The following is a 25,711-nucleotide window of genomic DNA, read 5'->3' as shown; positions in this document are numbered from 1 at the left end:
CGGAAGCGTCAGGGACGGGGCCGGATATGACAATGTCCGGCCCCGTCGCGCACCCCCGGCCGCCCCGCGCACCGGCACCCTGCGCTCACAGCGAACAGTTCCCTGGCCGGGACGGGTCGGGCGGCGCCGCGCGTTAGGGTCCGTAAGAAGTACAACGCTAAAGCCATGCGACGGCCTGGCGACAGTGCCGCCGTCCGACAACGAGCAGGTGGATACGTGACGCTCCCCATGCCCTCCGCCGCCGCTGAACCCTCCCACGGCGGCCTCGGCGACCAGGTCTACAACCGGCTGCTCGACGAGCGCATCATCTTCCTCGGCCAGCCGGTCGACGACGACATCGCCAACAAGATCACCGCGCAGCTGCTGCTGCTCGCCGCGGACCCCGACAAGGACATCTTCCTTTACATCAACAGCCCCGGCGGCTCGATCACGGCGGGCATGGCGATCTACGACACCATGCAGTACGTGAAGAACGACGTGGTCACCATCGCGATGGGCATGGCCGCCTCGATGGGGCAGTTCCTGCTGACCGCCGGCGCTCCCGGCAAGCGCTTCGCGCTGCCGAACGCGGAGATCCTGATCCACCAGCCGTCCGCGGGCCTGGCCGGCTCCGCCTCGGACATCAAGATCCACGCCGAGCAGCTGCTGCGCACCAAGCGCAAGATGGCGAAGCTCTCGGCCCTGCACTCGGGCCAGTCCGAGGAGCAGTGGGAGCGCGACGCCGACCGCGACCGCTGGTTCAACGCGGAGGAGGCCCGCGACTACGGTCTGCTGGACCGGGTCATCACCAGCGCGGCCGACATCACCGGCGGCGGCGGTACGGGCGCCTGAGCCGCATCCGTACCCCTCCCTCGCTTCGCAGGCCCTTCCTAAGGCGGTAGACACCACATGACTTCTTCCCAGCGGTTCCCCGGCTCCGGGCTCTACGACCGTCTCCCGGCCGAGTCCCGTTACATCGTCCCGCGCTTCGTCGAGCGCACCTCGCAGGGTGTGCGCGAGTACGACCCGTACGCGAAGCTCTTCGAGGAGCGGGTGATCTTCCTCGGCGTGCAGATCGACGACGCCTCGGCCAACGACGTCATGGCGCAGCTGCTGTGCCTGGAGTCGATGGACCCGGACCGGGACATCCAGATCTACATCAACAGCCCCGGCGGCTCGTTCACCGCGCTGACCGCCATCTACGACACGATGGACTTCGTCAAGCCGGAGATCCAGACCGTGTGCATGGGCCAGGCGGCCTCCGCCGCGGCCGTGCTGCTGGCGGCCGGTACCCCCGGCAAGCGGCTGGCGCTGCCGAACGCCCGGGTGCTGATCCACCAGCCGTACTCCGAGACCGGCCGCGGTCAGGTGTCCGACCTGGAGATCGCCGCCCGCGAGGTGCAGCGGATGCGCGACCAGCTGGAGGAGATGCTGGCCAAGCACTCCACCCGGCCGATCGAGCAGATCCGTGACGACATCGAGCGGGACAAGATCCTCACGGCCAAGGAGGCCGTGGAGTACGGGCTGATCGACCAGATCGTCACCACCCGCTCCACCGTCTCGGTCTGACCGGCGCGGCAGGACCGCACGGCTGAGCAAGAGGCAGTACGACAAGGCTGTAACTGGCCGCCCCTTTTGGACGGGAAGGCCCCCGCGCCGGGGGATTCCCGCCAAGGGGGGCCATTCCGTCGGGGCGACAAGGTACCGTCGTCTAAGCAAGCACCAGGCACCGTCTCCCCGGCGGTGCGCAGGCGAAGGGGAAGCACCTCGTGGCACGCATCGGTGATGGCGGCGATCTGCTCAAGTGCTCGTTCTGCGGCAAGAGCCAGAAACAGGTGAAGAAGCTCATCGCGGGTCCGGGGGTCTATATCTGCGATGAATGCATCGACCTGTGCAACGAGATCATCGAGGAAGAGCTGGCGGAGTCGCCCGGTTCGGAGCTGAGCGAGCTGCCGAAGCCGCGCGAGATCTACGACTTCCTCGAAAGCTATGTGGTCGGCCAGGACGACGCCAAGCGGGCGCTGTCGGTGGCCGTGTACAACCATTACAAGCGGGTGCGGGCGAGCGAGTCCGACGCGGGCGCGGCGCGCGACGAGGAGATCGAGCTCGGCAAGTCCAACATCCTGCTGCTCGGCCCGACCGGCTCCGGGAAGACGCTGCTCGCCCAGACCCTGGCCCGGATGCTGAACGTCCCCTTCGCCATCACGGACGCCACGGCGCTGACCGAGGCGGGTTATGTCGGCGAGGATGTCGAGAACATCCTGCTGAAGCTGATCCAGGCGGCCGACTACGACATCAAGAAGGCCGAGCAGGGCATCATCTACATCGACGAGATCGACAAGGTCGCCCGCAAGAGCGAGAATCCGTCGATCACCCGCGATGTCTCCGGTGAGGGCGTGCAGCAGGCGCTCCTGAAAATCCTGGAGGGGACGACGGCGGCGGTCCCGCCGCAGGGCGGGCGCAAGCATCCGCATCAGGAGTTCCTCCAGATCGACACCTCCAATGTGCTGTTTATCGTGGGCGGCGCGTTCGCGGGTCTGGACGAGATCATCCGGGCCCGTTCGGGCGGGCGCGGCATCGGTTTCGGCGCGGATATCCGCTCCAAGCGGGAACGGGACACGGCGGAGCTGCTCTCGGACGCGCTGCCGGAGGACCTGGTGAAGTACGGGATGATCCCGGAATTCATCGGCCGGCTGCCGATCATCACCTCGGTGCACAATCTCGACCGCGAGGCGCTGCTGCGGATTCTGGTCGAGCCGCGCAACGCGCTGGTCAAGCAGTATCAGCGGCTGTTCGAACTCGACGGCGTGGAGCTGGAGTTCGACCTCCCGGCGCTGGAGGCGATCGCCGACCAGGCGATCCTGCGCGGCACCGGGGCGCGCGGTCTGCGGGCCATCATGGAGGAGGTCCTGATGTCGGTGATGTACGAGGTGCCCTCGCGCCAGGACGTCGGCCGCGTGGTGATCACCGAGGATGTCGTCCGTTCGAACGTGAACCCGACGCTGGTGCCGCGCTCCCGGCTGGCGAAGCAGCGCGGCGGCAGCGGCGTTCCGCCGCAGGAGAAGACGGCCTGAGCCGGAGGCCGGTACGACGGGACGGCACGACGGGGACGGGTACGAGACGAAACGGCGGGGCCCGGACACCGATCGCGGATCGCGATGGTGTCCGGGCCCCGCCGTCGTACGCGGTACCGGTCAGCTGTCGCTTTCGCTGTCGCCGCCGCTGGGGGCGACGAGCGCGTCGGAACGCAGCTGGGCGGTCGCGGCGGCGGCCTCGTCGATGGACATGTCCAGCGGGCCGGTGAGGCCGGCCTGCTTCTGGAACGCCGCGAAACCCATGGTGCTGTTGTCGGCCCATACGCACAGCGGGACCTCGACGTCCTGGCCCAGGTTGGCGTCCTCGACCTCGGCGTACTGGCACTTCATGGTCGCGCCGTTCAGCCCACTGGGGTTGACCGCCTGCGGGCTGTCCAGGAGCCGGCCGCCCTCGCCGGCAGTCGCCTGCTCGGCCGCGTAGGCGAGCAGCGCGTCGACGGTGGCCTCCGGGTTGTCCACCTCGCCCCACAGGCCCACGCTCATCAGCGAGGTCAGGGGGGTGGCACCCAGCTCGCTGGGGTCCTCCATGGCCTCCAGTTCGGACTGGTCGATCCCCGCGAGGTACCTGGCGGTGGCCCCTTCCGCCTCGGGGCCCAGACCGAACTGGGCCAGCTCCTCCTCCGACATACCGGTGGTGTCCCGCTGCTCGACGAGCTGGTACTCACCCGAGGTCTCCGGGTAGCTCAGTGAGTAGCCGATGAGCGTCTCGTTCTTCTCGTCGTCCCCGCCGAGCGCCACCACCAGGCCGACACCGAGCGCGGCGACCACGGCCAGGGCACCGACGGCGAGGCCGATCTTCTTGCCGTTGCCACCACCGGATGGCGGGGGCGGCATGTGCCCGTAGCCGGGCTGGCCCGGGTACTGCCCGGGCGGACCCTGCGGCGGGCCGCCGTACGGGCCGGGCGGCTGCGGCTGGCCGTACGGGGTGCCGGGCGGGGGCGGCGGACCGGCCGGCCCCGGCTGTCCCGGCTGGCCGGGGTACGCGCCGGGCGGCGGGGGCGGTCCTGGCTGACCCGGCTGCTGCTGCGGGTAGCCGTAACCCGGGCCGGACGGTGCGCCGGGAGCGCCGCCTTGCGCGTACGGGTTGGGGCCGCCGGGCGGCGGGCCCTGCGGCGGCGGCGCCCCGTACGGGCCGGGCTGCCCGGGCTGGCCCGGCGGGGGCTGCTGCCCGTAGGGGCCCGGCTGGTGCTGACTCATGGGTTGTCCCCTCATCACTGCGACAAGCGTCTACCGCTCATCCTGTCCGACGAAATGCTCCGGTGTACATCCACCCCGGTGCCGCCTCCCGATGCCGCCGCCCCGGCGGCGCTCAGCCGTCGCTCGGCGCGGCGTCCCCGGCGGGTACCTCGACCAGCGCGAAAGCCCGCAGGTCGGCGGTGAGTTCCGCGGTCCGCTCCAGGGTCAGCGGGACCGTGCCCTCGGCGACGCCCGGGACGCCGTACACCACACCGATGGTGCTGAAGTCGCTCCAGATGCAGACGAACGAGGTCTCGGGCTCGCCGGGCTCCGGCCGGCCCGGCCGCATCTCCTGGCAGGAGAGCGCCGCGTTGTGCAGGGCGCTGGGGTTCATGGCGGAGGGGGAGCCGACGAGTTCCAGGCGATCGGCGTCGTCGTCCGCGTCCTCGTTCAGGTCTTCGGCGATCATGGCGAACATCTCGTCCGGGGTGCTCGCCGGGTCCGTCACGGTGCCCCAGGACCCCTGGAAGAAGAGGACGTTGGAGTCAGCCGACGATTCGTCCTGGGCGTAGGAGGCCATGACCGATCCCTCCTCGGTGAAGCCGACCCGCCTCGCCTCCTCCGCGGTGAAGAACTCGTCGCTCTCCTCGCCGTAGGTTCGGGCGTAGCCGCCTGTTTCCTCGGGGGCGGCCAGCGTGTACCGGGTGCCGTCGTCCTTCAGCGCGGGAGCGTCGTCCCCGTTCAGGACCAGTACCAGGCCGACGCCGAGCGCGGCGGCGAGCGTGAGCACGCCGACGGCGATGCCGATCCGCTTGCCGTTGCCGCCATCGGCGGCCGGAGGGGCGGCGGGCGGTGGGGCCTGGCCGTAGGGTGCGGCGCCGTAGGGCGCACCTCCGTACGGCGTGGACGGCGGCTGCGGCGCTCCGTAGCCGTGCGGGGGCGGCTGGTGCGATCCGTACGGTCCGGGCGGTGGCTGCTGCGTCATGGTGATCCCCGTGTGGCCGGCATCTCATCCGATCGGATGCCTCATGTACCCGGCATTGTGCCGCAGATGCCGGGACGCCCCGCACCTCTCGGCCGCCACCGCGTCCGCCCCGGAGCCCAGGACCACCGCGCCGTAACCGATTCGAGGACGGCCCCGCCCCGCCCGTAGACTGGGCGCCGTGACCGAGAACACTCAGCCGCCCGCGACCACCGGGCCCCACAGCGCAGCCACCGAACTCCCGACGCAGTACGCGCCGGCCGAGGTAGAGGGGCCGCTGTACGAGCGCTGGGTGGAGCGGGGCTACTTCGAGGCGGACGCGGCGAGCGACAAGCCGCCGTACACCATCGTGATCCCCCCGCCCAACGTCACCGGCACGCTCCACCTGGGCCACGCCTTCCAGCACACCCTCATGGACGCGCTCACCCGCCGCAAGCGGATGCAGGGGTACGAGGCCCTGTGGCTGCCCGGCATGGACCACGCGGGCATCGCCACCCAGAACAAGGTCGAGCAGCAGCTCGCCGACGAGGGCAAGTCGCGGCACGACCTCGGGCGCGAGGAGTTCGTCGAGCGCGTCTGGAAGTGGAAGCAGGAGTACGGCGGTCGCATCCTCGGCCAGATGCGGCGGCTCGGCGACGGCGTCGACTGGAGCCGTGAGCGCTTCACCATGGACGAAGGGCTCTCCCGCGCCGTCCTGACCATCTTCAAGCGGCTGTTCGACGACGGGCTGATCTACCGCGCCGAGCGCATCATCAACTGGTGCCCGCGCTGTCTGACGGCGATCTCCGACATCGAGGTCGACTACCAGGAGGACGCCGGCGAACTCGTCTCCATCCGCTACGGCGAGGGTGACGACAGCATCGTTGTGGCCACCACCCGCGCCGAGACGATGCTGGGCGACACCGCGGTGGCCGTCCACCCCGAGGACGAGCGGTACGCCCACCTCATCGGCAAGCGGATCAAGCTGCCGCTGACCGACCGGACCATCCCGGTCGTCGCGGACAGCCACGTCGACCCCGAGTTCGGCACCGGCGCGGTCAAGGTCACCCCGGCCCACGACCCCAACGACTTCGCCATCGGGCAGCGCCACGACCTGCCCTCGCTCTCCGTCATGGACGAGCGGGGCGTCATCACCGTGCACGGCCCGTTCGAAGGACTCGACCGGTTCGAGGCCAGGTCCGCGATCGTCGCCGCGCTGCGCGAACAGGGCCGGATCGTCGCGGAGAAGCGCCCCTACCTGCACTCCGTGGGCCACTGCTCGCGCTGCAAGACCACGGTCGAGCCCCGGCTGTCCATGCAGTGGTGGGTCAAGGTCGAGCCGCTGGCCAAGGCCGCCGGTGACGCCGTGCGCGACGGCCGGGTGGCGATCCACCCGCCGGAGCTGGCCAAGCGCTACTTCGACTGGGTCGACAACATGCACGACTGGTGCATCTCGCGCCAGCTGTGGTGGGGCCACCGCATCCCCGTCTGGTACGGCCCGGACGGCGAAACCGTGTGCGTCGGCCCGGACGAGCAGCCGCCGGCCGGCGAGGGCTGGACCCAGGACCAGGACGTCCTCGACACCTGGTTCTCCTCCGGCCTGTGGCCCTTCTCCACCCTCGGCTGGCCCGAGAACACCAAGGACCTGGAGAAGTTCTACCCGACCGACGTCCTGCTGACCGGCCACGACATCATCTTCTTCTGGGTCGCCCGGATGATGATGTTCGGCCTGTACGCGATGGACGGCAAGGAGCCGTTCCACACCATCGCGCTCACCGGGCTCGTCCGGGACGAGCACGGCAAGAAGATGTCCAAGTCCAACCCCAACTCGGTGGACCCGCTGGACTGGATGGACGCGTACGGCGCCGACGCCGTCCGCTTCACCCTGGCCCGGGGCGCCAACCCCGGCGCGGACGTGCCGATCGGCGAGGACTGGGTGCAGGCCTCCCGGAACTTCGCCAACAAGATCTGGAACGCCACCCGCTTCGCCCTCATCAACGGGGCGACCGTGGAGGGCCCGCTGCCGGACGCCGCCGAACTGTCGGCGACCGACCGCTGGATCCTGTCCCGGCTGAACACCGTCGTCGCCGAGGCCGACGCCGCCTACGACGGCTACGAGTTCGCCAAGGCCAGCGACCTGCTGTTCCACTTCGCCTGGGACGAGGTCTTCGACTGGTACGTCGAACTGTCCAAGACGGTCTTCGCGGCCGGCGGCCGGCCCGCCGAGGTCTCCCAGCGCGTGCTGGGCGAGGTCCTGGATGTGACGCTGAAGCTGCTGCACCCGGTGATGCCGTTCGTCACCGAGGAGCTGTGGACGACGCTCACCGACGGCGAGTCGCTGGTCATCACCACCTGGCCGCAGGACTCCGGCTACCGGGACGAGGCCGCCGAGGCCGAACTGGCCACCGTCCGCAAGCTGGTCACCGAGGTCCGCCGCTTCCGCGCCGACCAGGGGCTCCAGCCCGGCCAGCGGGTGCCCGCCACCCTGGACCTGTCGGGTACGGGTCTGGCCGCGCACGAGGAGGCCGTGCGGCAGCTGCTGCGCCTCACCCCGGCCGGGGACGGCTTCGCGGCCACCGCCTCGCTGCCGGTCGCGGGCGCGGTCGTGGCCCTCGACCTGTCGGGCGCCATCGACTTCGCGGCCGAGCGCAAGCGGCTCACGAAGGACCTGGGCCTGGCGGAGAAGGAGCTGAAGCAGGCCACGGCCAAGCTCGGCAACGAGGGCTTCCTGGCCAAGGCCCCGGCCGAGGTGGTGGAGAAGATCAAGGCCCGCAAGGCGACCGCCGAGGCCGACATCGACCGCCTCACCACCCAGCTGGCGAACCTTCCCGGCTGAGCCCGGGGCGCCACACCACCCGCCCCAGCACCCGGTTCAGCGGAACGGGCCCCACGGCCCGCGAGTCGGTACTGGCCGCCGGGTTGTCGCCGAGCAGGACGGCGACACCCGGCGGCACCGTACCGCCGTACCCGGCGGCCACCATGCCCGGCGGCATCGGGTCCCCGGGCAGCGCGGCCAGCCGCTTCACCCACAGCCGGGGGACGCTCTCCCCGGGCGGGGGAAGGAACACCGCACCGCCGGGCAACCGCACCGGGCACACCACCAGATCCCCCACCCGCAACCGCCCCGCCGCCACCCGCCGCACCAGCAGCCGGTCCCCGGCGTACAGGGTCGGCTCCATGCTGCACCCCTCGACGGTGCTGTACAGGAACCCCCGGCGTGCCCACGCCACCAGTACGCCGCAGGCGCCGATCGCGGCCATGGAGCCCGCCCACCGTCCCCGTCCGCCCCGGCGACCGGTCACGCGCCGTCCAGCTGGAAGCCCGCGGCCTGGCTGCGGAACGCCGTCGCGTAGTGGCCGCCGGCCGCCAGCAGCTGCGCGTGCGTGCCGAGTTCGGCGATCCGGCCGTCCGCGAGCACCGCGATCCGGTCCGCGTCGCGGATCTCGCTCAGCCGGTGCGAGACGAGCACCCGGGTGCGTCCCGCGCCGTGGTGGTGGATCAGCCGGCCGACCTCGGCCTGGGCGAGGGGATCGAGACCGGACGTCGGCTCGTCCAGGACGAACAGGTCCCGGTCCTCGCGCATCAGGGAACGGGCCAGGGCCAGGCGCTGGAACTGCCCGCCGGACAGCACCACGCCGTCGTCCTCGCCGCTGTCGCCGAAGTAGCCGCGGCTGAGCATGGTCCGGTAGCCGGCCGGCAGCGCCGCCAGCACGTCGTGGATACCCGCCCGGCGCGCCGCTTCCGTCACGCGCCGCGGGTCATCGGCGTGCGCCGGGTCGCCGAGGCCGATGTTCTCGGCCGCCGTCATCTCGTAGTTCATGTGGTCCTGGTAGACGACGCTCAGCCGCTCGCGCAGCGCCTCCGGCCGGATGTCGCGCAGATCGGTGCCGTCCCAGCGCACACTGCCGCGCTCCGGGTCGTAGAACCGGCACAGCAGCTTGATCAGCGTGCTCTTGCCCGCGCCGTTCACCCCGACCAGCCCCAGGGACTCACCGGCCGCGATGCGCAGGTTCACACCCCGGAGGATCCACGGATGGTCCGGCCCGTACCGGAACCACACATCGCGCAGCTCCACCGCCCCGCGCAACGGGCCGATCGGCCGGGCCGGCTCGCGCGTGGCGAGCACGGGCGGCGCGGCCACCAGGTCCGTGTAGGCGCGGAAGACCAGCAGGTGCTGGTGCCCGTTCGCGACGGCGCCGACCAGGGTGCCCAGCGTGCTCTGCACGGAGGCGATCGCCGCGACCACCAGCGTCAGTTCGCCGACGCTCAGCGCCCCGTCCCGGACCCGCCCCACCGCCCACAGCAGGCCGGCCGCCGCCACACCCGCCGTGATCAGCGTCGGCAGCCCGTTCAGCAGCAGCTCCCGCACATCGAGCCGCAGCCGCTCCCGGTCGGCGAGGCGCCGCTGCGCCATCATCCGGCGGCGCAGCAACTCGCCGATGCCGAACAGCCGTACCTCCTTGGCCCCCGGCACGTCCGCCAGCAGCAGCATGTAGAACACCTCGCGCCGCTGGTGCGCGGTGAGCCCGTGCACCGCGCCGGCCCTGATCCGCGCCACCCGGATCTCGGCGAGCAGCTTGGGCACCGTGCCCACCGCGACCAGGGCGGCCAGCGTGGGGTGGATGCCGATCAGCACGGTGGCGAAGCCGAGAAGGGTGAGCGCCGAACGCACCAGCGCCATCGCGCACTCCAGCAGATCGGTCGGGGTGTGCTGCCCGCAGTCCTGCGCCTGCCGCAGCTGGGTGAGCCGGTCGGGGTTCTCGTACCAGGCGAGGCCCGGCTGGGCGGTGACGGCGCGGAAGAGGCGGTCCTGGGCCTGCCGGGCGACGGCACGGGACAGTTCGCCCTGCGCGAGCCGCTGGACGTACGGCAGCAGCGCGGCCAGGATCCCGCAGCCGGCGAGCCCGGCCGCGTACCCGGCCAGGTCCGGCTCGCCGCCGGTCAGCCCGTCCACCAGGCGCGCGGTGCACCAGGCGGCGGCCACCGGGATCAGCGCCTCGATGATGGTGAGCACGAGGGTGGCGGCGAGCACCGCGGGGCGGGCGCGCAGCGCCAGCGAGAACGCGGTACGGGCGGACTCCCTCACCCCGCGAGCCGCCGTTCGAGGTCGGCGGGGCCCAGCGCGGACCAGCGCAGCGCGCCGTCCTCGGTGAGGGCGTGCACCTGGGGGAAGCCGGTGACCCCGAAGGCGGTCACCCACGGGGAGGCCGGCGGGACCCGCAGCACCTCGGCGACGGGGGACAGCGCGTCCGCATAGCTCCGGCCGTCCACGTCCTGGTCCACCTCGACGACGACGGCGGTGACCTTCCCCGTACCGCCCGGGTGCGCCTCGGCGGCCCTGGTGAAGGCCGGCAGCAGGTCCTCGCAGGCGTCGCAGCCGGGGGAGAAGAAGCCGACCAGGGTCGGGGACCCGGCGGGCAGCGCGATGGGAACGCCGACCCGCAGCCCGGTGACCGTGTGGCCGGTGGACGGGAGAACGCCGGGGCCCGGGGCCGGCTCCGCGCGCAGCCGGCGGATGATGCCGTAGCACAGCAGCAGATTGAGGGCGGTGACACCCAGCGCGAGGACGGACAGCACCAGGGCGATCACACGCGCCTCCTGATCGTGGACGGGAAGAACAGCTCCGCGATGTCGTCCAGCCCGATGAGCACCAGCGCGGCCACCGAGCCGACCGCGACCGCCACGGCCAGTACCTCGGCGTGCGCCGGCCCGGCGGCGGGCAGCAGCGCCAGCCCGCACCCGGCGGCGAGCAGCAGTGCCCCGTTGCGCACCAGATGGACGCCGCGCAGCGGCCGGACGCTCGGCCCGAAGCAGGCGCAGCTGACCGCGCGCCGCCCCACCACCACCCGGGCCACTCCGGCGGTGAGCGCCGCCAGCACCAGCGCGGCGAGCACCAGGCCGTACGGGGCGGTGGGTGTCGGCAGCACCAGCAGTCCGGCGGCGGCCTCGGCGGTGATGACGGCACCGGCGGTGAAGGGGACGAGGCGGGCGGGCAGGCCGAGTTCCCGCAGGGTACGGCGCAGGGCGCGGACCCCGGACGGCCGCAGCTTGCCGGTGGCGGACACCAGGAACACCACGGCCAGCAGCACCTGGCAGCTCAGCAGGACATACGCCATCGGCCCGCCTCCACACCTCGACCTCCGGCCGCTCCGGCCGGCCGGGCCCGTACGTTAGGAGGCCCCCGCATACGGCCGATACATCAAGCGCTCGCACAACTGGGCGAGTTCGGCGTCGGGGTCGCGGCCGAGCCCGTCCCGGAAGGCGGCGCGGGCCATCGCGTACGACTCGGTGACCCGGCCGTGTTCGCCGAGCCGGTGGTGGGCGCGGAGGACGAGCTGCCAGCCGCGGGTGCGCAGCGGGTCGGCGGAGACGGCCTGCCAGGCGGTGTCCAGGGCGCGGCGCGGTTCGTCGAGGGCGAGCCAGGTGCCGGCCAGGTCCTCCAGGGCACGCAGCCGTTCGATGTCGAGGTGGGCGAGTTCGGGCACGAGCAGTCCGCGCCGGTCGAGTCCGGTGGCGGCGTGCTCGGCGCGCCACAGTTCCAGGGCGCGGCGCAGCGCGACGGCGGCACCGCGCGGATCGGCGGCGGCGAGCAGATCGCGGCCCCGGCGGACGAGGTGCGTGAAGACGAGGTGGTCGCTGTCGCCCGGGGCGAGGCGCACCTCGTACCCGCCGCCCGGGTGGCTGAGCAGCACACCGGCGCCGCCACCCGGCAGGGCCCTGCGCAGCCGGTGCACGTAGGTGCGCAGATTGGACAGCGCGGACGGCGGCGGCTCGCCGTCCCACAGCGCCTCGCTGAGCGTGTCGAAGGACACCGCCCGGTTGGGGCGCAGCAGCAGCGCGGCGAGGACGGCGTGCGGCTTGCCGACACGCGGCGGTGCGGCCGTGCCGGTGCAGATCTCGACCGGACCCAACAGCCGGAACGCGAGGCGCGGTTCGGGCATCATCGAAGACTTCTCCCACCCCTGGGGAACTACGGAACGAATCGTGCCGGTGACGCAAGGTCCGACCTTAGAGGTGAAGCGCTTCACAGGGGAACCGGCGTGCGGTACCGGGGTGGCCGCGCCCGGTCCGGTACCCCACCGGCCGGTCCGTCGAAGCGTATCGACGCGCGGGGGGGCACGGTGTATCGACCGTGTGCGCGGGCGCCCTACGGTCTCCGCCACGAGGAACGGCGGCCCGCCGGGCCGCTGTCCGGAACGCGAGAAAGGGTGAGAACGATGAAGTTGCTGAACCAGCTCGCCGACGCCGCCCTGCGCCGGGTCCTGCCCACGCCACGGGCGGAGGCCGCGTCCGCCATCTGCGACTGGGGCGTCACCTGTCGCTTCAGCACGACACAGGGAACCCACCGGCGCATCGTCTGGACCTGCGACTCGCTGGGCTGCTCCTGGCGGGAGAACGGTTGCTGCTTCCGTTTGTGACCGCCTGACCACAGCACACCCGAGGACACCGTGTTCGCCCACATCACCCAGCAACTGCGCCGCCGCTCCGCACGGGCAGTGACCCTGCTCGCGGGCGTGCTCGTGGCGAGCATGGGATTCATCCTGCTCACCGGCTCCGTCGACACCTCCCGGCTGCGGGTGGAGTCCACCGCGGACGCCAACTTCCGTGCCGCGTACGACATCCTCGTCCGCCCGGCCGGCGCGGCCGGCGAGGTGGAGCGGGCGGCGGGGGAGGTGAGCCCCAACTTCCTGTCCGGCCAGTACGGCGGCATCACACTGGAGGAGTGGGAGCGCATCGCCGCCCTCGACGGTGTGGAGGTCGCCGCCCCGCTCGCCATGGTGGGCAACCAGCGGGTCGTTCTGTGGAGCGAACTCGACGTCACCGAACTCCTCGACCCCTCTCTTGACCGCCAGTTGCTGCGCATCGACCGCACCTGGATCTCCGACCGGGGGCTGACCCGAGCGCAGGACCCGGGCGCCGACTATGTCTACGTCTCACGGCACGACCTGGTGTGGCCGCTGACCCGCGAGACCGAGTTCGGTACCGAACTCGTCCGCGAATACGAGTACGACGGGCAACCGCTGACGGCCGACACGGCGCACTGCGAGCAGCGGCGGCCGGTCCTGGAGATCCAGCCGGACGGACAGCCGCGGACGCTGTGCCCGCTCAACGTCATGGAGGGCCTCGGTGAGATGACCCCCGAAGGGCGCGCCCGGCTGATCGTGGTCCACTGGCGCCAGGACGGGACCTTCCACACCTCGGGCCAGGCCTGGGTCGACAATGCCGAGACCGGTGACCGTGTGGTGATCCGTATGCCGTGGGCCACCACCCTGCTGACGGCGGCCGTCGATCCGGGGGCCGAGGCGCGGCTGGTCGGTCTGGACGAGGCCGTCACCACCGGGGAGTACCTGAGCGCGGAGCCTCCCGAGGCCGAGCGGGAGGGGCCCGACGAGATCATCCCGGTCCCGTTGCTGGCGACCGCCGATCCCCAGGCGGACGAGGCGGTGCGGTACGACATCAGCCGCGTCACCTCGGACGCCACCGGGATCCACGGCGCCTCCTCCCTCGACGTGGCCCGGCACCTGGCCGCTGCCCCGCACCGGGCCCTGGACTCGGAGGAACGGGACTACGCCGACGTCTACCGGTCCGTCTTCTCGGGCGAGGGACGGGCCCCCGTCTCGTACAACCGCACCGTCCAGGCCGACCCGCCGCACTACCTCCTGGAAGCCGGCCCGCTGACCCCGGAACAGGTGGAGCAGAACGTCGCGACCGCATGGCAGGAAGTGATGCAGTTCGGTGGCACCCCGCCGCCCTGGCTCAGCCAGGACACCGGCTTCCGCCGCCTGTACGGGAACGCCGAGATCAACCTGCCCGGCGTCTCCCTGCGGCCCACCCAGGTCGGCACCTTCGACCCCACCGCCATCAGCACTTTCTCCGGACTCTCCGAGGTCCCGCTGGAGTCCTACCGCCCCGCCGCCGCCTCCGGGGCGGACGAGCGGTCGCGGGAGTTGCTGGGGGAGCGGCCCTGGCTGCCCAACAGCAACCCGACCGGGTATCTCGCCACCCCGCCCCAGCTGCTCACCAACCTCGCCTCCCTCGACCACCTGCTGCACCCCGCCTCCCCGCAGGCCGCCGCCCCGCTGTCCGCCGTGCGGGTGCGGGTCGCGGGGGTGACCGGACTGGACGACGCCTCCCAGGAGCGGGTGCGGCAGGTCGCCGAGCGGATCGCCACCGGGACCGGGCTCACCGTCGACATCACCGTCGGTTCCTCGCCCGCGCCGCGCGAGGTGGAGGTCGCCGCCGGGCAGTTCGGGCGGCCCGCGCTGCTGATCGAGGAGCACTGGACCCGCAAGGGCGCCGCCGTCGACCTCGTGCGGGAGGCGGACCGCAAGAGCGTGCTGCTGTCCGGTCTGGTGCTGCTGGTGTGCGCGCTGTTCACCGGCAATCTGGTCGCCGCCTCCGTCCGCACCCGGCGCGCCGAACTCGGCACGCTCGCCTGCCTGGGCTGGTCCGGGCGCCGGCTCGCCGCCCTGGTGCTCGGCGAGGTCGCCGCCGTCGCGGCCACCGCCGCCGTGCTCGCGGCCGTCCTGGCCCCGTTGCTGGCCGGGCTCACCGGGCTGACGGTACGGCCCGCCCTCGTCCTGCTGACCGTGCCGCTCGTCCTCGCTCTCGCCCTGCTCGCCGCGCTCGGCCCGGCCCTGCGCGCCGCCCGGATCGGGCCCGCCGGGGTGCTGCGCCCACCGGTGCTGGCCGGGGGACGGGCCCGGGCCCGCCGTTCGGTGGTGGCGCTGGCCGCCGCCCAGGTCACCCGGGTGCCGGTACGCGCCGCCCTGGCCGTGCTCTCGCTGGCCGTCGGCATCGCCGCCGTCACCTTTGTCACCGCCGTCCTGTGGCACTTCCGGGGCGCCGCCGCCGGGACGCTGCTCGGCCAGGCCGTGACGCTGGAGATCCGGGCGGTGGACCTCGCCGCCGTGGTGCTCACCGTGCTGCTGGGCGCGTTCGCGCTCGCCGACGTCCTGTACGTCGGCCTGCGCGAGCGGGACGCCGAACTCGCCGTGCTGCGCGCCACCGGCTGGAGCGACCGCGCCCTGACCCGGCTGGTGATGGCCGAGGGCGCGCTGCTGGGCGCGGCCGGTGCCGTACTGGGCGCCGCCGCCGGGGCCGGCCTGGTGGCGTGGGTGGTGGGCGCGCTGCCCGCCGGCGTCCTCGGCACGGCCCTCGGGGCCGCCGTGGGCGGGGTGGCTCTCGCGGTGGCCGCCTCGCTGTTCCCGGTCCGGCTGGTGCGGGGCCTGCCCCTGGCCGCCCTGCTCAGCCGTCAGTGACCTCCGTGACCCTCCCCGACCCGTCCGTCCCCACGAGAGGTGGCCGCCCGATGAACAGCCCGGAACCCGGCGGCGTCCCGGTGACCGTCAAGGACCTGCGCCGGACGTTCGGCTCGGGACCGGAGAACCGGATCACCGCGGTGGACGGGGTGCACCTGGACATCGCGGCCGGCGAGTCGGTGGCGCTGACCGGCCCCTCCGGGTCGGGGAAGTCCACCCTGCTGCACCTCATCGGCGCCGTGGAGCGCGCCGACGCGGGCGTGATCCGGGTGGGGGACGAGGAGATCACCGCGCTCGGCCGCCGCGAGCTGGCCCGCTACCGGGGACGGATCGGGTTCGTCTTCCAGCGCTTCCATCTGCTGCCCGCGCTCACCGCGCTGGACAATGTGCTGGCCCCGCTGCTGCCCCGCCGCCGGGCCGACACCCCGTTCGACCGCGTCGAGCGCGCCACCGGCCTGCTGGCGGCGGTCGGCCTGGCCGGCCGGGAGAAGGCGCTGCCGTCCCAGCTCTCCGGCGGGCAGCAACAGCGGGTGGCGATCGCCCGCGCGCTGATCGCCGGGCCCCGGCTGCTGCTCGCCGACGAACCGACCGGCAATCTCGACTCCGCCACCGGCACCCGCGTCATGGACCTGATCGAGCGGCTGGCCGCCGAGCACGGCTGCACCCTGCTCATCGCCACCCACGAGGAGGCGGTGGCCGGGCGCTGCTCCCGGGTGCTGACCCTGCGCGACGGGCAGCTCGTCGCGGACGTCCGCACCGGCCGGGACGAGCCCGCCGCCACCTCTCACCTGGATACCGATCCGGATAAGGAGCGGTGAGTGTCGGTGGGGGTTCGTAGACTGGCACCGTGACTGAGCACTCCCGCCCCGAGCCCCCCGATTCCGGCGATTCCGGCGAGGCCGGCACCCCCGGCGACTTCGACGCCGCGGCCTTCGAGGAGCTGATCGGTGCCGAGACGCAGCGGGACCCGGATCTCGCGGTGATCGAGGCCGGCAGCCGCACGCTGCGCACCCAGGCGGGCCCGCCCGCCGGGGACGGCGTGCCGGACCGCCCGGCCGACCCGGAGGTGGACCGGGCGCTGCGCGAGGTCGAGACGGAGCTGTCCAAGCGCTGGGGCGAGACGAAGCTCGACCCGTCCGTCACCCGGATCAAGGCCCTGATGGACGTGCTCGGCGAGCCCCAGCGCGCCTACCCGGCGATCCACATCACCGGCACCAACGGGAAGACCAGCACCGCCCGGATGATCGAGGCGCTGCTCGGCGGCTTCGAGCTGCGCACCGGCCGGTACAGCAGCCCGCATGTGCAGTCCATCACCGAGCGGATCAGCCTGGACGGCGCGCCGCTGCCCGCCGAGCGGTTCGTCGCCGCGTACGAGGACGTCAAGCCGTACGTGGAGCTGGTGGACGCCCGGGAGGAGTACCGCCTCTCGTTCTTCGAGGTGCTCACCGCGATGGCCTACTCGGCCTTCGCCGACGCCCCGGTGGACGTGGCCGTGGTCGAGGTCGGGATGGGCGGCACCTGGGACGCCACCAATGTGCTGGACGCCGGGGTGGCGGTGATCACCCCGATCAGCCTGGACCACACCGACCGGCTGGGCGGCACGCCCGCCGAGATCGCCGCCGAGAAGTCCGGCATCGTCAAGCAGGACGCCACGGTGGTGCTGGCCCAGCAGCCGATTGAGGCCGCCTCGGTGATCCTGCGCCGCGCCGTCGAGGTGGACGCCACGGTGGCCCGGGAGGGCATGGAGTTCGGCGTGGTGTCCCGGGAGATCGCGGTCGGCGGGCAGTTGCTGACGCTGCGCGGCCTCGGCGGTGAGTACCCCGACATCTTCCTTCCGCTGCACGGCGAGCACATGGCGCACAACGCGGTGGTGGCGCTCGCGGCGGTGGAGGCGTTCTTCGGCATCGGCGCCACCCAGGCCTCGCGCACCCTGGACATCGAGGTGGTGCGGGCCGCGTTCGCCGCCGTCACCTCGCCGGGGCGTCTTGAGGTGATCCGCTCCAGCCCCACGGTGCTGCTGGACGCCGCGCACAACCCGGGCGGCGCGCAGGCGGCAGCCGCCGCCGTCTCCGAGGCGTTCGGCTTCAGCCGGCTCATCGGGGTGGTCGGCCCCAGCGCCGACAAGGACGTCACCGGGGTGCTGGAGGCCTTCGAGCCGATCTTCACCGAGATCGTGGTGACCCGGAACTCCAGCCACCGCGCCATGGACGTGGACCAGCTCGCCGCGGTGGCCGTCGAGGTCTTCGGCGAGGACCGGGTGCAGGTCGAGCCGCGGCTGGACGACGCGCTGGAGGCGGCGATCTCGCTGGCCGAGGCGGAGGACGAGTACGCCGGCGCCGGGGTGCTGATCACCGGCTCCGTCATCACGGTCGGCGAGGCGCGCATGCTGCTGCGCGGCCCGGGCCGGCGCGGCGGCGGCCGGGAAACGGGGGACCGCTGATGCGTACCCTGTGTGCCTCCACGCTGATCTCCGAGGTGCTGGTCATCGGTCTGGCCGGGCTGGTCGCGGTGCGGCTGACCGACACCTCGGCGACCACCATCTGGGCGGTCAGCGGCACCGCGATGGTGCTGTGCCTGCTGCTGTGCGGCTGGGTGACCCGGCCCGGCGGGGTGCAGTTCGGCTGGGCCCTCCAGATCGCGCTGATCGCGAGCGGGTTCGTGGTCCCGGCGATGTTCGTGCTCGGCGTGATCTTCGCCGGGCTGTGGTGGGCATCGGTCCATTTCGGCCGGAAGGTGGACGAGATCAAGGCCGCGCACGCGGCCGGGGCCGCGGCCGTGCCCCAGTAGCCCCGGCCCTGGTGAGAGACGGGGGCCGCATCTTGGGTAAGGTGCCGCTCAGACTTCCCCGGATTTCCCGGATTCCCCTGTCTCCCCAGGAGCCGCCCACCATGTCCCAGCGCACCCTTGTCCTCCTGAAGCCGGACGCGGTCAGGAGGGGTCTGATCGGCGAGATCATCGGCCGCATCGAGCGGAAGGCGGGCTGGACCATCACCGCGCTCGAACTGCGCACCCTGGACCGGGCCACGCTGGAGACGCACTACGCGGAGCACAAGGGCCGGCCGTTCTACGAGCCGCTGCTGGAGTTCATGACCTCCGGCCCCTCGGTGGCGCTGACGGTGGAGGGCGAGCGGGTCATCGAGGGGCTGCGCACCCTCTCGGGCCCGACCGACCCGATCGCCGCCGCGCCCGGTTCCATTCGGGGCGACTTCGGGACGATCGTCCGGGAGAACCTGATCCACGCCTCGGACTCCGAGGAATCCGCCGAGCGCGAGCTGAAAATCTTCTTCCCCGGGCGCGACTGAATCCCCGCTGAATCCCCGTCAGTCCGACACGGGGTCCGGCCTGCGGCATCAGCCTGAGCGCATTCCGCCTTTGTGGTATGTACAGTCGAACGAGGGAACCCGTCACCCGAACACGACGTCACCATGATGGAGGGCGGGCACGGTTCCCGCGACAATGGCGAAAGCGGCGCTCCGGCGCTCCGTGTTCGACCGGCCGTGGATACGATGGCATCAGCCGCCACACTCCTCCCCGGACTCCCGTCCGGGCGAGGGAGTACCCCCCAGGCGCGCACCGTTCATCGCACCCCCGTGCCGACCTCCCCGCCCACATCGCTCCAGCTGGAAGGCCAGATGTATCCCTATGGCGAACAATATGTCGTTCATCGGACGTGACATGGCAGTCGACCTCGGGACGGCCAATACGCTGGTGTACGTCAGGGGTCGCGGGATCGTACTCAATGAGCCGTCGGTCGTCGCCATCAACACCAACACCGGCGGCATTCTCGCGGTCGGTGCCGAGGCGAAGAAGATGATCGGCCGGACCCCCGGCAACATCGTCGCGGTACGTCCCCTGAAAGACGGGGTCATCGCCGATTTCGAGATCACGGAGCGAATGCTCCGCTACTTCATTCTCAAGATCCACAAGCGGCGTTATCTCGCCCGCCCCCGGGTCGTGGTGTGCGTGCCCTCCGGTATCACCGGGGTCGAGCGGCGCGCCGTCATCGAGGCGTCCACCCAGGCCGGTGCCCGCCAGGTGCACATCATCGAGGAGCCGATGGCCGCGGCCATCGGGTCCGGCCTGCCGGTCCACGAGGCCACCGGCAACATGGTGGTGGACATCGGCGGCGGCACCACCGAGGTCGCGGTCATCTCGCTGGGCGGCATCGTCACCGCGCAGTCCATCCGGGTGGCCGGCGACGAGCTGGACAACGCGATCATCCAGCACATCAAGAAGGAGTACAGCCTCCTCCTGGGCGAGCGCACCGCGGAAAGCATCAAGATCACCATCGGCTCGGCCTACGAGACCGACGAGGACGAGCACACCGAGATCCGGGGCCGCGACCTGGTCAGCGGGCTCCCGAAGACCGTGGTGATCTCCTCCGCCGAGGTGCGCAAGGCCATGGAGGAGCCGGTCAACTCCATCGTCGACGCGGTCAAGACGACGCTCGACAAGTGCCCGCCGGAGCTGTCGGGCGACGTCATGGACCGCGGCATCGTCCTGACCGGCGGCGGCGCCCTGCTGCGCGGCCTGGACGAGCGGCTGCGCCGCGAGACCGGCATGCCGATCCACATCGCCGAGGACCCGCTGGACTCGGTCGCGCTCGGCTCCGGCAAGTGCGTCGAGGAGTTCGAGGCCCTGCAGCAGGTCCTCGACGCCCAGCCCAGGCGCTGAGCACCCCGCCGCGCAGCCCGGCCGGACACCCCCGATCCGCCGCGTGGAGGACACCAATCCACGCGGCGGATCGTTAGTGGTGGAGACTCCCCATCGATTTCCTGTTCCAGAAAGGCACGGCCGCCGCACGTGAGGGACACACGAGAGAGCCGACTGCTTCTCGTTCTGCTGGTATCCATCGCGTTCGCGCTGATCACGATGGACATCCGGGGCGGGGAGGAGTCCCCGCTCAACGGCCCGCGGGAGGCCGCCGCGGCCTTCTTCGGCCCGGTCGAGAACGGCGTCGCCTCGGCGGTCGACCCGGTGGGCAACGCGATCGCCGCCGTCCGGGAATCCGGCAGCCGGCACGACCGCATCAGCGAACTCGAACGGGAGAACGCCGAACTGCGCCAGCAGCTCGGCAGTGACGCGCACCGCGATTCGCGGATACAGCAACTGGACGACATGCTGCAGACCGCCGGCGCCGGCCAGTACGGCATCGTCGGCGCGCAGGTCATCGCCATCGGCGCCACCCAGGGCTTCTCCTGGACCGTCACCATCGACGCCGGCAGCAAGGACGGCATCGCCCGCGACATGACGGTGCTCAACGGCGACGGCCTGGTCGGGCGCGTCACCACCGTCGGCCCCAGCACCGCCACCGTGCTGCTCGCCAACGACCCCGGCTTCACCGTCGGCACCCGGCTGGAGGGCAGCGACGAACTCGGCTTCGCCACCGGACGCGGCGACAACGCGCTCGATGTGCAGCTGCTCAACCAGGCCGCCCAGGTCAAGAAGGGCGACCGGCTGGTCACCTTCGGCTCCGCCGACGACAAGCCGTTCGTACCGGGCGTCCCGGTCGGCGAGGTCATCAGCGTGGACCGCACGGCCGGGGACCTGACCCGTACCGTCCAGGTCCGCCCGTACGTGGCCTTCACCCGGCTCGACCTCGTCGGCGTCGTCGTCGACCCGCCGCGCGAGAACCCGCGCGACGCGGTGCTGCCGCCCCGGCCCGAGGACGAGAAGACGTCCGAGGACGACACCGGGCAGCGCGCCGGCGGCGGCGAGGACGGGACGGAGGGCACGGACGAGGAGTCCGACGCCGGCATCGGCAACCGCTCCACGCCCGGCGAGTCCCCCGGCGGCACCGGCGAGGACGGCACCGGCGACAGCACCGGCCGCCGGGAGCAGGACGCGGACCAGGACGACGACGACCCCGCCACCAGGAGCTGACCCATGCGCGTATCCCGCACGATCCTCGCGGTGATCCTCGTCGTCGTGGCCCTCGTACTCCAGGTCACGGTGCTCGCCCGGCTGCAACTGCCCGGCGCCGTCCCCGATCTGCTGCTCCTCACCGTCCTCGGCCTGGCCCTGGTCTACGGCCACGTCGGCGGCGCGCTGGTCGGCTTCGGCGCCGGCCTGCTCGCCGACCTCGCCCCGCCCGCCGACCACGCCGTGGGCCGCTACGCCCTGGTGCTGTGCGTCATCGGTTACGCGGCCGGGCTGACCAAGCCGGAGACCGGCCAGCACCGTTCGGCGACCGTCCCGATGCTGGTGGTGGCCGGCGGCGCACTCTCCTCCACCCTGCTGTACGCGGGCGTCGGCGCCCTCGTCGGCGACACCGCCGCCCGCCACGTCGGGCTGACCGGGCTGCTGCTGACGGCCACGCTCTACGACCTGCTGCTGGCCCCGTTCACTGTGCCGCTGGTGATGAGCATGGCCCGCCGGCTGGAGAACGACCCGCTCAAGGGCGAGGGCTCCGGCGGCTCCTCCTCCGGCGGGGACGGCCTCGCCGGCTGGATGGGCGGCGGCACCGGCCTGAGCACCCGCGGCGGGGGCCGCCGTACCCGTTACGGCAAGGCCGCCAGGATCGGCGGCCAGCGCAGCACATTGCTCAGCCGCTCGGCCCGCAACCGGGCGGGGCGCATCAAGGGGGTCAAGCGACTGTGAGCAATATCCCGGAGACCGGGCGGACCTCGCGGGTCACCATCCGGCTGATCATCATCCAGATACTGGTCTTCTCGCTGCTGCTGACCCTCGGCGGCCGGCTGTGGTACCTCCAGATCCGGCAGGGCGACGAGTTCGCCGCCGCCGCGGCCGGCAACCATGTGCAGCAGGTCGTGCAGCCCGCCGTGCGCGGCGCCATCCTGGACGCGCGCGGCGTGCCGATCGCCGACAACGAGACCCGGCTCGTGGTCTCCGCCGACCGCAGCAAACTCACCCGGATGAAGGACAACGGCGAAGCGGTCCTCACCAATCTGGCCGAACTGCTCGGCATGGAGTACGAGGAGATCGCCCAGCGCATCCGGCTGTGCGACGCGCAGACCCCGCAGCCGTGCTGGAACGGCTCGCCCTACCAGCCGATCCCCATCACGGACGAGGCCACCCCGCAGCAGGCGCTCCAGATCCGCGAGCGCGCCGAGGACTTCCCCGGTGTCAGCGCGGAACCCACCGCCGTACGCCGCTACCCCGCGCCGTACGGGGCGCACACCGCGCAGGTGCTCGGCTACCTCTCGCCGGTCACCGACGACGAGGTCGCCGACGCCAAGGACACCGACGCGCCGTTGCTGCGCTCCGACCAGATCGGCCGGGCCGGCCTGGAGCGGACCTACGACAGCTATCTGCGCGGCCAGCCGGGCGTCACCCGCTACGAGGTGGACAAGTTCGGCCGGGTCATCGGCGAGGCCGAGGGCGAGGACGCCGCGGCCGGCGCCAACGTCGTCACCAGCATCGACTCCCGGGTGCAGGCCGTCGCCGAACAGGAACTCATCGGCGCCATGGAGGAGGCCCGCAACCAGCGGGACGAGATCACCGGCCGCAACTACGAGGCCGACTCCGGCGCCGTCGTCGTCCTGGAGAACGCCACCGGCCGCGTGGTCGCCATGGCCTCCGCCCCCGACTACGACCCGAACGTGTGGGTCGGCGGCATCTCCACCGACAACTACCAGGCCCTCACCGGTGACGACTCCAACTACCCGCTGCTCAACCGGGCCATCCAGGGCCAGAGCCCGCCCGGCTCCACGTTCAAGGTGATCACCTCCACCGCCGCCGTCAACGCCGGCTACGACTTCGACGGCCGCTACGACTGCGGCTCCTCGTACAGCATCGGCAACCAGACGTTCAAGAACTTCGAGTCGCAGGGCTACGGCATGATCAGCCTGCACCGCGCCATCGAGGTGTCCTGCAACACCGTCTTCTACGGCATCGCGCACCGCGAGTGGGAGCGGGACGGCGGCATCAACCCCAAGGACGACCCGGACGACTGGCTGTTCACCACCGCCCACGGCTTCGGCCTCGGCGCCCGCACCGGCATCGACCTGCCGGACGAGGCCAGCGGCCGGGTTCCCGACCGGCAGTGGAAGCAGGACTACTGGGAGCTGAACAAGGACAACTGGTGCGAGGTCGCCGAGACCGACCGCGAGGACTACGCCGCCCGCATCGCCCGCGAGAACTGCGCCGAGGGCATGAAGATGCGCGCCGGTGACATGCTCAACTTCTCCATCGGGCAGGGCGACGTGCTGGTCACCCCGATCCAGATGGCGAGCGTCTACGCGGCCATCGCCAACGGCGGCACCCTGTACGAGCCGTCCGTCGGCAAGGCCATCATCGGCGCGGACGGCACCCTGCTGGAGGAGATCGACCCGGTGGTCGCGGGCCAGCTGCCCGCCGACGCCCAGACCGTCGCCGACCTCCAGTCCGCCACCGAGTCCGTCATCACCACCGGCAGCGCCAGCTGGCGGTTCATGGGCTGGCCGCAGAGCGAGATCCCGCTGCACGCCAAGACCGGTACCGCCGAAGCCTCCGGCGACAAGCAGACCACCTCCTGGCTGGCCACCTTCTCGCCCGACTACACCGTGGTGATGACCATCTCCCAGGCCGGCACCGGCTCGGGTGCCTCCGGCCCCGCCGTGCGCAACATCTACGAGGCGATCTACGGCGTCGGCGAGGACGGGTCGGTCAACGCCGACCTGGCCCTGCTGCCCACCCCGCAGGCCGCGCTGCCCGAGATCGACGAGAACGGCACCATCGTCGCCGAGCGGGACGAGCCCAGGGGCGAGGAAGGCGAGGAAGGCGAAGAGGGCGAAGAGGGCCGCGACGGAGCGGACGGCGAGGACGGCGAGGAGGAGGACCCGGGCGACCGGCAACTCCCGGACGGCGTCGGCGGCGGCGACCGCGACGGCAACCAGCAACCCCCGGGCGACGACCCGTCCGGCGAGCAGTGGAACGTGGTCAGGCGCGACGAAGGATCGAACGACTGACGTGGGCGACTACTCCCTGAGCATCGGGCGCTTCGCCCCCCGCAAGAGCGCCTGGCGGCGGATGGTCGCCCGCGACTCCACCGCCCGCCGCATCGACTGGATCATGCTGCTGGCGGCCGGCGCGCTGTCCGTCGTCGGCTGCCTGCTGGTGTGGTCCGCCACCCGCAACCGCACCGAGATCAACAACGGCGACCCGCAGTACTTCCTGATCCGCCAGTCCATCAACCTCGCCGTCGGCATAGCCCTGGCGGTGGCCGTCATGTGGCTGGGACACCACCGGCTGCGCAGCGCGGTCCCCGTCTACTTCGGCTTCACCCTCGTGGTGATGCTGCTGGTCTTCACCCCGCTCGGCACCGAGATCAACGGCCAGCGCAACTGGCTCTCCATCGGCAGCTACACCATCCAGCCGGGAGAGTTCGCCAAGGTCGCCGTCGTCCTCGTGATGGCCATGGTGCTCGCCGCCCAGGTCGACGCCGGCGACAGCGAACACCCCAGGCGCCGCGCCGTCCTCCAGGCGCTGGCCCTGGCCATGGTGCCGGTGACCATCGTCCTCATCGACGACATGGGCACCGCGATGGTCCTGTGCGTCATCGTCCTCGGCATGCTGCTCGCCTCCGGCGCCTCCCTGTGGTGGACCTCGGGACTGCTCGCGGCGGCCGTCGTCGGCGGCGTCCTCGTCTGGCTCCTCGACATCCTCGACGAGTACCAGATCAACCGCTTCGCCGCCTTCGCCAACCCCGCGCTCGACCCGGCGGGCGTCGGCTACAACACCAACCAGGCCCGGATCGCCATCGGTGGCGGGGGCGTGTTCGGCAAGGGCCTCTTCGAGGGCACCCAGACCACCGGCCAGTTCGTGCCCGAGCAGCAGACCGACTTCATCTTCACCGTCGCCGGCGAGGAACTCGGCTTCGTCGGTGCCGGCGGGATAATCCTGCTCATCGGCGTCGTGCTGTGGCGGGCGCTGCGCATCGCCAAGGAAGCCACCGATCTGTACAGCACGCTGATCGCCGCCGGGATCGTCGCCTGGTTCGCGTTCCAGTCCTTCGAGAACATCGGCATGGCGCTGGGCATCATGCCGGTCGCCGGGATCCCGCTGCCGTTCCTCTCCTACGGCGGCACCTCCATGTTCGTCGGCTGGATCGCGATAGGGCTGCTCCAGTCCATCCGGATGAAGCGCCCGCTGTCGGCCTGAGCCATCGCTCCCTACCGTGGAGGTGAGGGCGTATGGCGGTCGGCGGCGCGAGCGGAACGGAGCGCTTGGAGAAGGCCACCGGCCCGCTGCCGGAGGTGACCGGCACCGGGCCGGTGGCCGCCGTGCGGGCGCTGGAG

The 25,711-nt window shown here is 72.0% G+C and carries 22 protein-coding genes; 15 read left to right on the top strand and 7 right to left on the bottom strand.

What is annotated here, in order from left to right; genetic code table 11:
* Positions 1-165 precede the first annotated feature (165 nt).
* The 3 genes from BM385_RS18075 (at position 166) to clpX (ending at position 3,053) form a co-directional block, all read left to right on the top strand.
* Positions 166-831 (top strand): ATP-dependent Clp protease proteolytic subunit, encoded by a 666-nt coding sequence (locus BM385_RS18075; protein WP_086024446.1) that lies wholly within the window; start codon positions 166-168, stop codon positions 829-831.
* A 57-nt stretch (positions 832-888) separates the two neighbouring features.
* The gene (locus BM385_RS18070; protein ID WP_019432845.1) at positions 889-1,548 is read left to right on the top strand and encodes an ATP-dependent Clp protease proteolytic subunit; all 660 of its coding nucleotides are present in this window, start codon (positions 889-891) and stop codon (positions 1,546-1,548) included.
* 200 nt (positions 1,549-1,748) lie between these two features.
* Positions 1,749-3,053, top strand: coding sequence for an ATP-dependent Clp protease ATP-binding subunit ClpX (gene clpX, locus BM385_RS18065; protein ID WP_019432846.1), 1,305 nt, complete (start codon positions 1,749-1,751; stop codon positions 3,051-3,053).
* Between the two features lie 120 nt (positions 3,054-3,173).
* On the opposite strand, the gene BM385_RS27220 is transcribed toward clpX, so the two are convergent.
* Both BM385_RS27220 and BM385_RS28245 read right to left on the bottom strand, forming a co-directional pair.
* Positions 3,174-4,271, bottom strand: a complete 1,098-nt coding sequence (locus BM385_RS27220) for a hypothetical protein (protein WP_175543031.1) — start codon at positions 4,269-4,271, stop codon at positions 3,174-3,176.
* 112 nt (positions 4,272-4,383) lie between these two features.
* Entirely contained in the window at positions 4,384-5,235 is an 852-nt protein-coding gene (locus tag BM385_RS28245; RefSeq protein WP_093843683.1) for a hypothetical protein, read from the bottom strand.
* 178 nt (positions 5,236-5,413) lie between these two features.
* Between BM385_RS28245 and BM385_RS18045 the strand changes: the two genes are divergently transcribed.
* Complete coding sequence (locus tag BM385_RS18045) at positions 5,414-8,047, top strand: valine--tRNA ligase (protein ID WP_093843682.1); 2,634 nt, start codon at positions 5,414-5,416, stop codon at positions 8,045-8,047.
* Here the strand turns inward: BM385_RS18045 and BM385_RS18040 are convergent.
* From BM385_RS18040 to BM385_RS18020, 5 genes are read right to left on the bottom strand one after another with little or no spacing between them, the layout of a single operon-like run.
* Positions 8,016-8,471 carry a S26 family signal peptidase gene (locus BM385_RS18040; protein WP_093843681.1) on the bottom strand — a complete coding sequence of 152 codons (456 nt, stop codon included), beginning with the start codon at positions 8,469-8,471 and terminating at the stop codon, positions 8,016-8,018. The genes BM385_RS18045 and BM385_RS18040 overlap by 32 nt on opposite strands.
* Before the next feature lie 38 nt (positions 8,472-8,509).
* Positions 8,510-10,297, bottom strand: a complete 1,788-nt coding sequence (locus tag BM385_RS18035; protein WP_093843680.1) for an ABC transporter ATP-binding protein — start codon at positions 10,295-10,297, stop codon at positions 8,510-8,512.
* The gene (locus tag BM385_RS18030; RefSeq protein ID WP_093843679.1) at positions 10,294-10,800 is read right to left on the bottom strand and encodes a thioredoxin domain-containing protein; all 507 of its coding nucleotides are present in this window, start codon (positions 10,798-10,800) and stop codon (positions 10,294-10,296) included. Before BM385_RS18030 ends, BM385_RS18035 begins: the two co-directional genes overlap by 4 nt.
* Entirely contained in the window at positions 10,797-11,327 is a 531-nt protein-coding gene (locus tag BM385_RS18025) for a MauE/DoxX family redox-associated membrane protein (RefSeq protein WP_093843678.1), read from the bottom strand. Before BM385_RS18025 ends, BM385_RS18030 begins: the two co-directional genes overlap by 4 nt.
* 54 nt (positions 11,328-11,381) lie before the next feature.
* The gene (locus tag BM385_RS18020; RefSeq protein ID WP_093843677.1) at positions 11,382-12,155 is read right to left on the bottom strand and encodes an AfsR/SARP family transcriptional regulator; all 774 of its coding nucleotides are present in this window, start codon (positions 12,153-12,155) and stop codon (positions 11,382-11,384) included.
* 273 nt (positions 12,156-12,428) lie between these two features.
* On the opposite strand from BM385_RS18020, the gene BM385_RS18015 reads away from it, so the two are divergent.
* The 11 genes from BM385_RS18015 to rodA all read left to right on the top strand — a co-directional run bounded on the left by BM385_RS18015 (position 12,429) and on the right by rodA (position 25,574).
* Complete coding sequence (locus tag BM385_RS18015) at positions 12,429-12,629, top strand: hypothetical protein (RefSeq protein WP_093843676.1); 201 nt, start codon at positions 12,429-12,431, stop codon at positions 12,627-12,629.
* A 30-nt stretch (positions 12,630-12,659) separates the two neighbouring features.
* Positions 12,660-15,473: an FtsX-like permease family protein gene (locus BM385_RS18010; protein ID WP_093843675.1), complete on the top strand. Its 2,814-nt coding sequence runs from the start codon at positions 12,660-12,662 to the stop codon at positions 15,471-15,473.
* A gap of 50 nt (positions 15,474-15,523) precedes the next feature.
* Complete coding sequence (locus BM385_RS18005; RefSeq protein WP_093843674.1) at positions 15,524-16,291, top strand: ABC transporter ATP-binding protein; 768 nt, start codon at positions 15,524-15,526, stop codon at positions 16,289-16,291.
* A 29-nt stretch (positions 16,292-16,320) separates the two neighbouring features.
* The gene (folC, locus tag BM385_RS18000) at positions 16,321-17,913 is read left to right on the top strand and encodes a bifunctional tetrahydrofolate synthase/dihydrofolate synthase (RefSeq protein WP_093843673.1); all 1,593 of its coding nucleotides are present in this window, start codon (positions 16,321-16,323) and stop codon (positions 17,911-17,913) included.
* Positions 17,913-18,260, top strand: coding sequence for a DUF4233 domain-containing protein (locus BM385_RS17995; RefSeq protein ID WP_019432859.1), 348 nt, complete (start codon positions 17,913-17,915; stop codon positions 18,258-18,260). The genes folC and BM385_RS17995 overlap by 1 nt, the downstream gene beginning before the upstream one ends.
* A 101-nt stretch (positions 18,261-18,361) precedes the next feature.
* On the top strand, positions 18,362-18,775 hold the full coding sequence (gene ndk, locus BM385_RS17990) for a nucleoside-diphosphate kinase (protein WP_019432860.1): 414 nt from the start codon (positions 18,362-18,364) through the stop codon (positions 18,773-18,775).
* A 352-nt stretch (positions 18,776-19,127) separates the two neighbouring features.
* Positions 19,128-20,147 carry a rod shape-determining protein gene (locus BM385_RS17985; RefSeq protein WP_019432861.1) on the top strand — a complete coding sequence of 340 codons (1,020 nt, stop codon included), beginning with the start codon at positions 19,128-19,130 and terminating at the stop codon, positions 20,145-20,147.
* A gap of 129 nt (positions 20,148-20,276) precedes the next feature.
* On the top strand, positions 20,277-21,356 hold the full coding sequence (gene mreC, locus BM385_RS17980; protein WP_093843672.1) for a rod shape-determining protein MreC: 1,080 nt from the start codon (positions 20,277-20,279) through the stop codon (positions 21,354-21,356).
* Positions 21,357-21,359: 3 nt separating this feature from the next.
* Complete coding sequence (mreD, locus tag BM385_RS17975) at positions 21,360-22,073, top strand: rod shape-determining protein MreD (RefSeq protein WP_019432863.1); 714 nt, start codon at positions 21,360-21,362, stop codon at positions 22,071-22,073.
* Positions 22,070-24,382, top strand: coding sequence for a penicillin-binding protein 2 (mrdA, locus tag BM385_RS17970; RefSeq protein WP_093843671.1), 2,313 nt, complete (start codon positions 22,070-22,072; stop codon positions 24,380-24,382). The genes mreD and mrdA overlap by 4 nt, the downstream gene beginning before the upstream one ends.
* 61 nt (positions 24,383-24,443) lie before the next feature.
* Positions 24,444-25,574 (top strand): rod shape-determining protein RodA, encoded by a 1,131-nt coding sequence (gene rodA / locus BM385_RS17965; RefSeq protein ID WP_078575918.1) that lies wholly within the window; start codon positions 24,444-24,446, stop codon positions 25,572-25,574.
* Positions 25,575-25,711: the final 137 nt, after the last annotated feature.

The sequence above is a fragment of the Streptomyces harbinensis genome (genome assembly GCF_900116145.1).
In the GTDB taxonomy this organism is placed as follows: Bacteria; Actinomycetota; Actinomycetes; order Streptomycetales; family Streptomycetaceae; genus Streptomyces; species Streptomyces carpaticus.
This window is presented reverse-complemented; position numbering and strand designations above follow the sequence as displayed.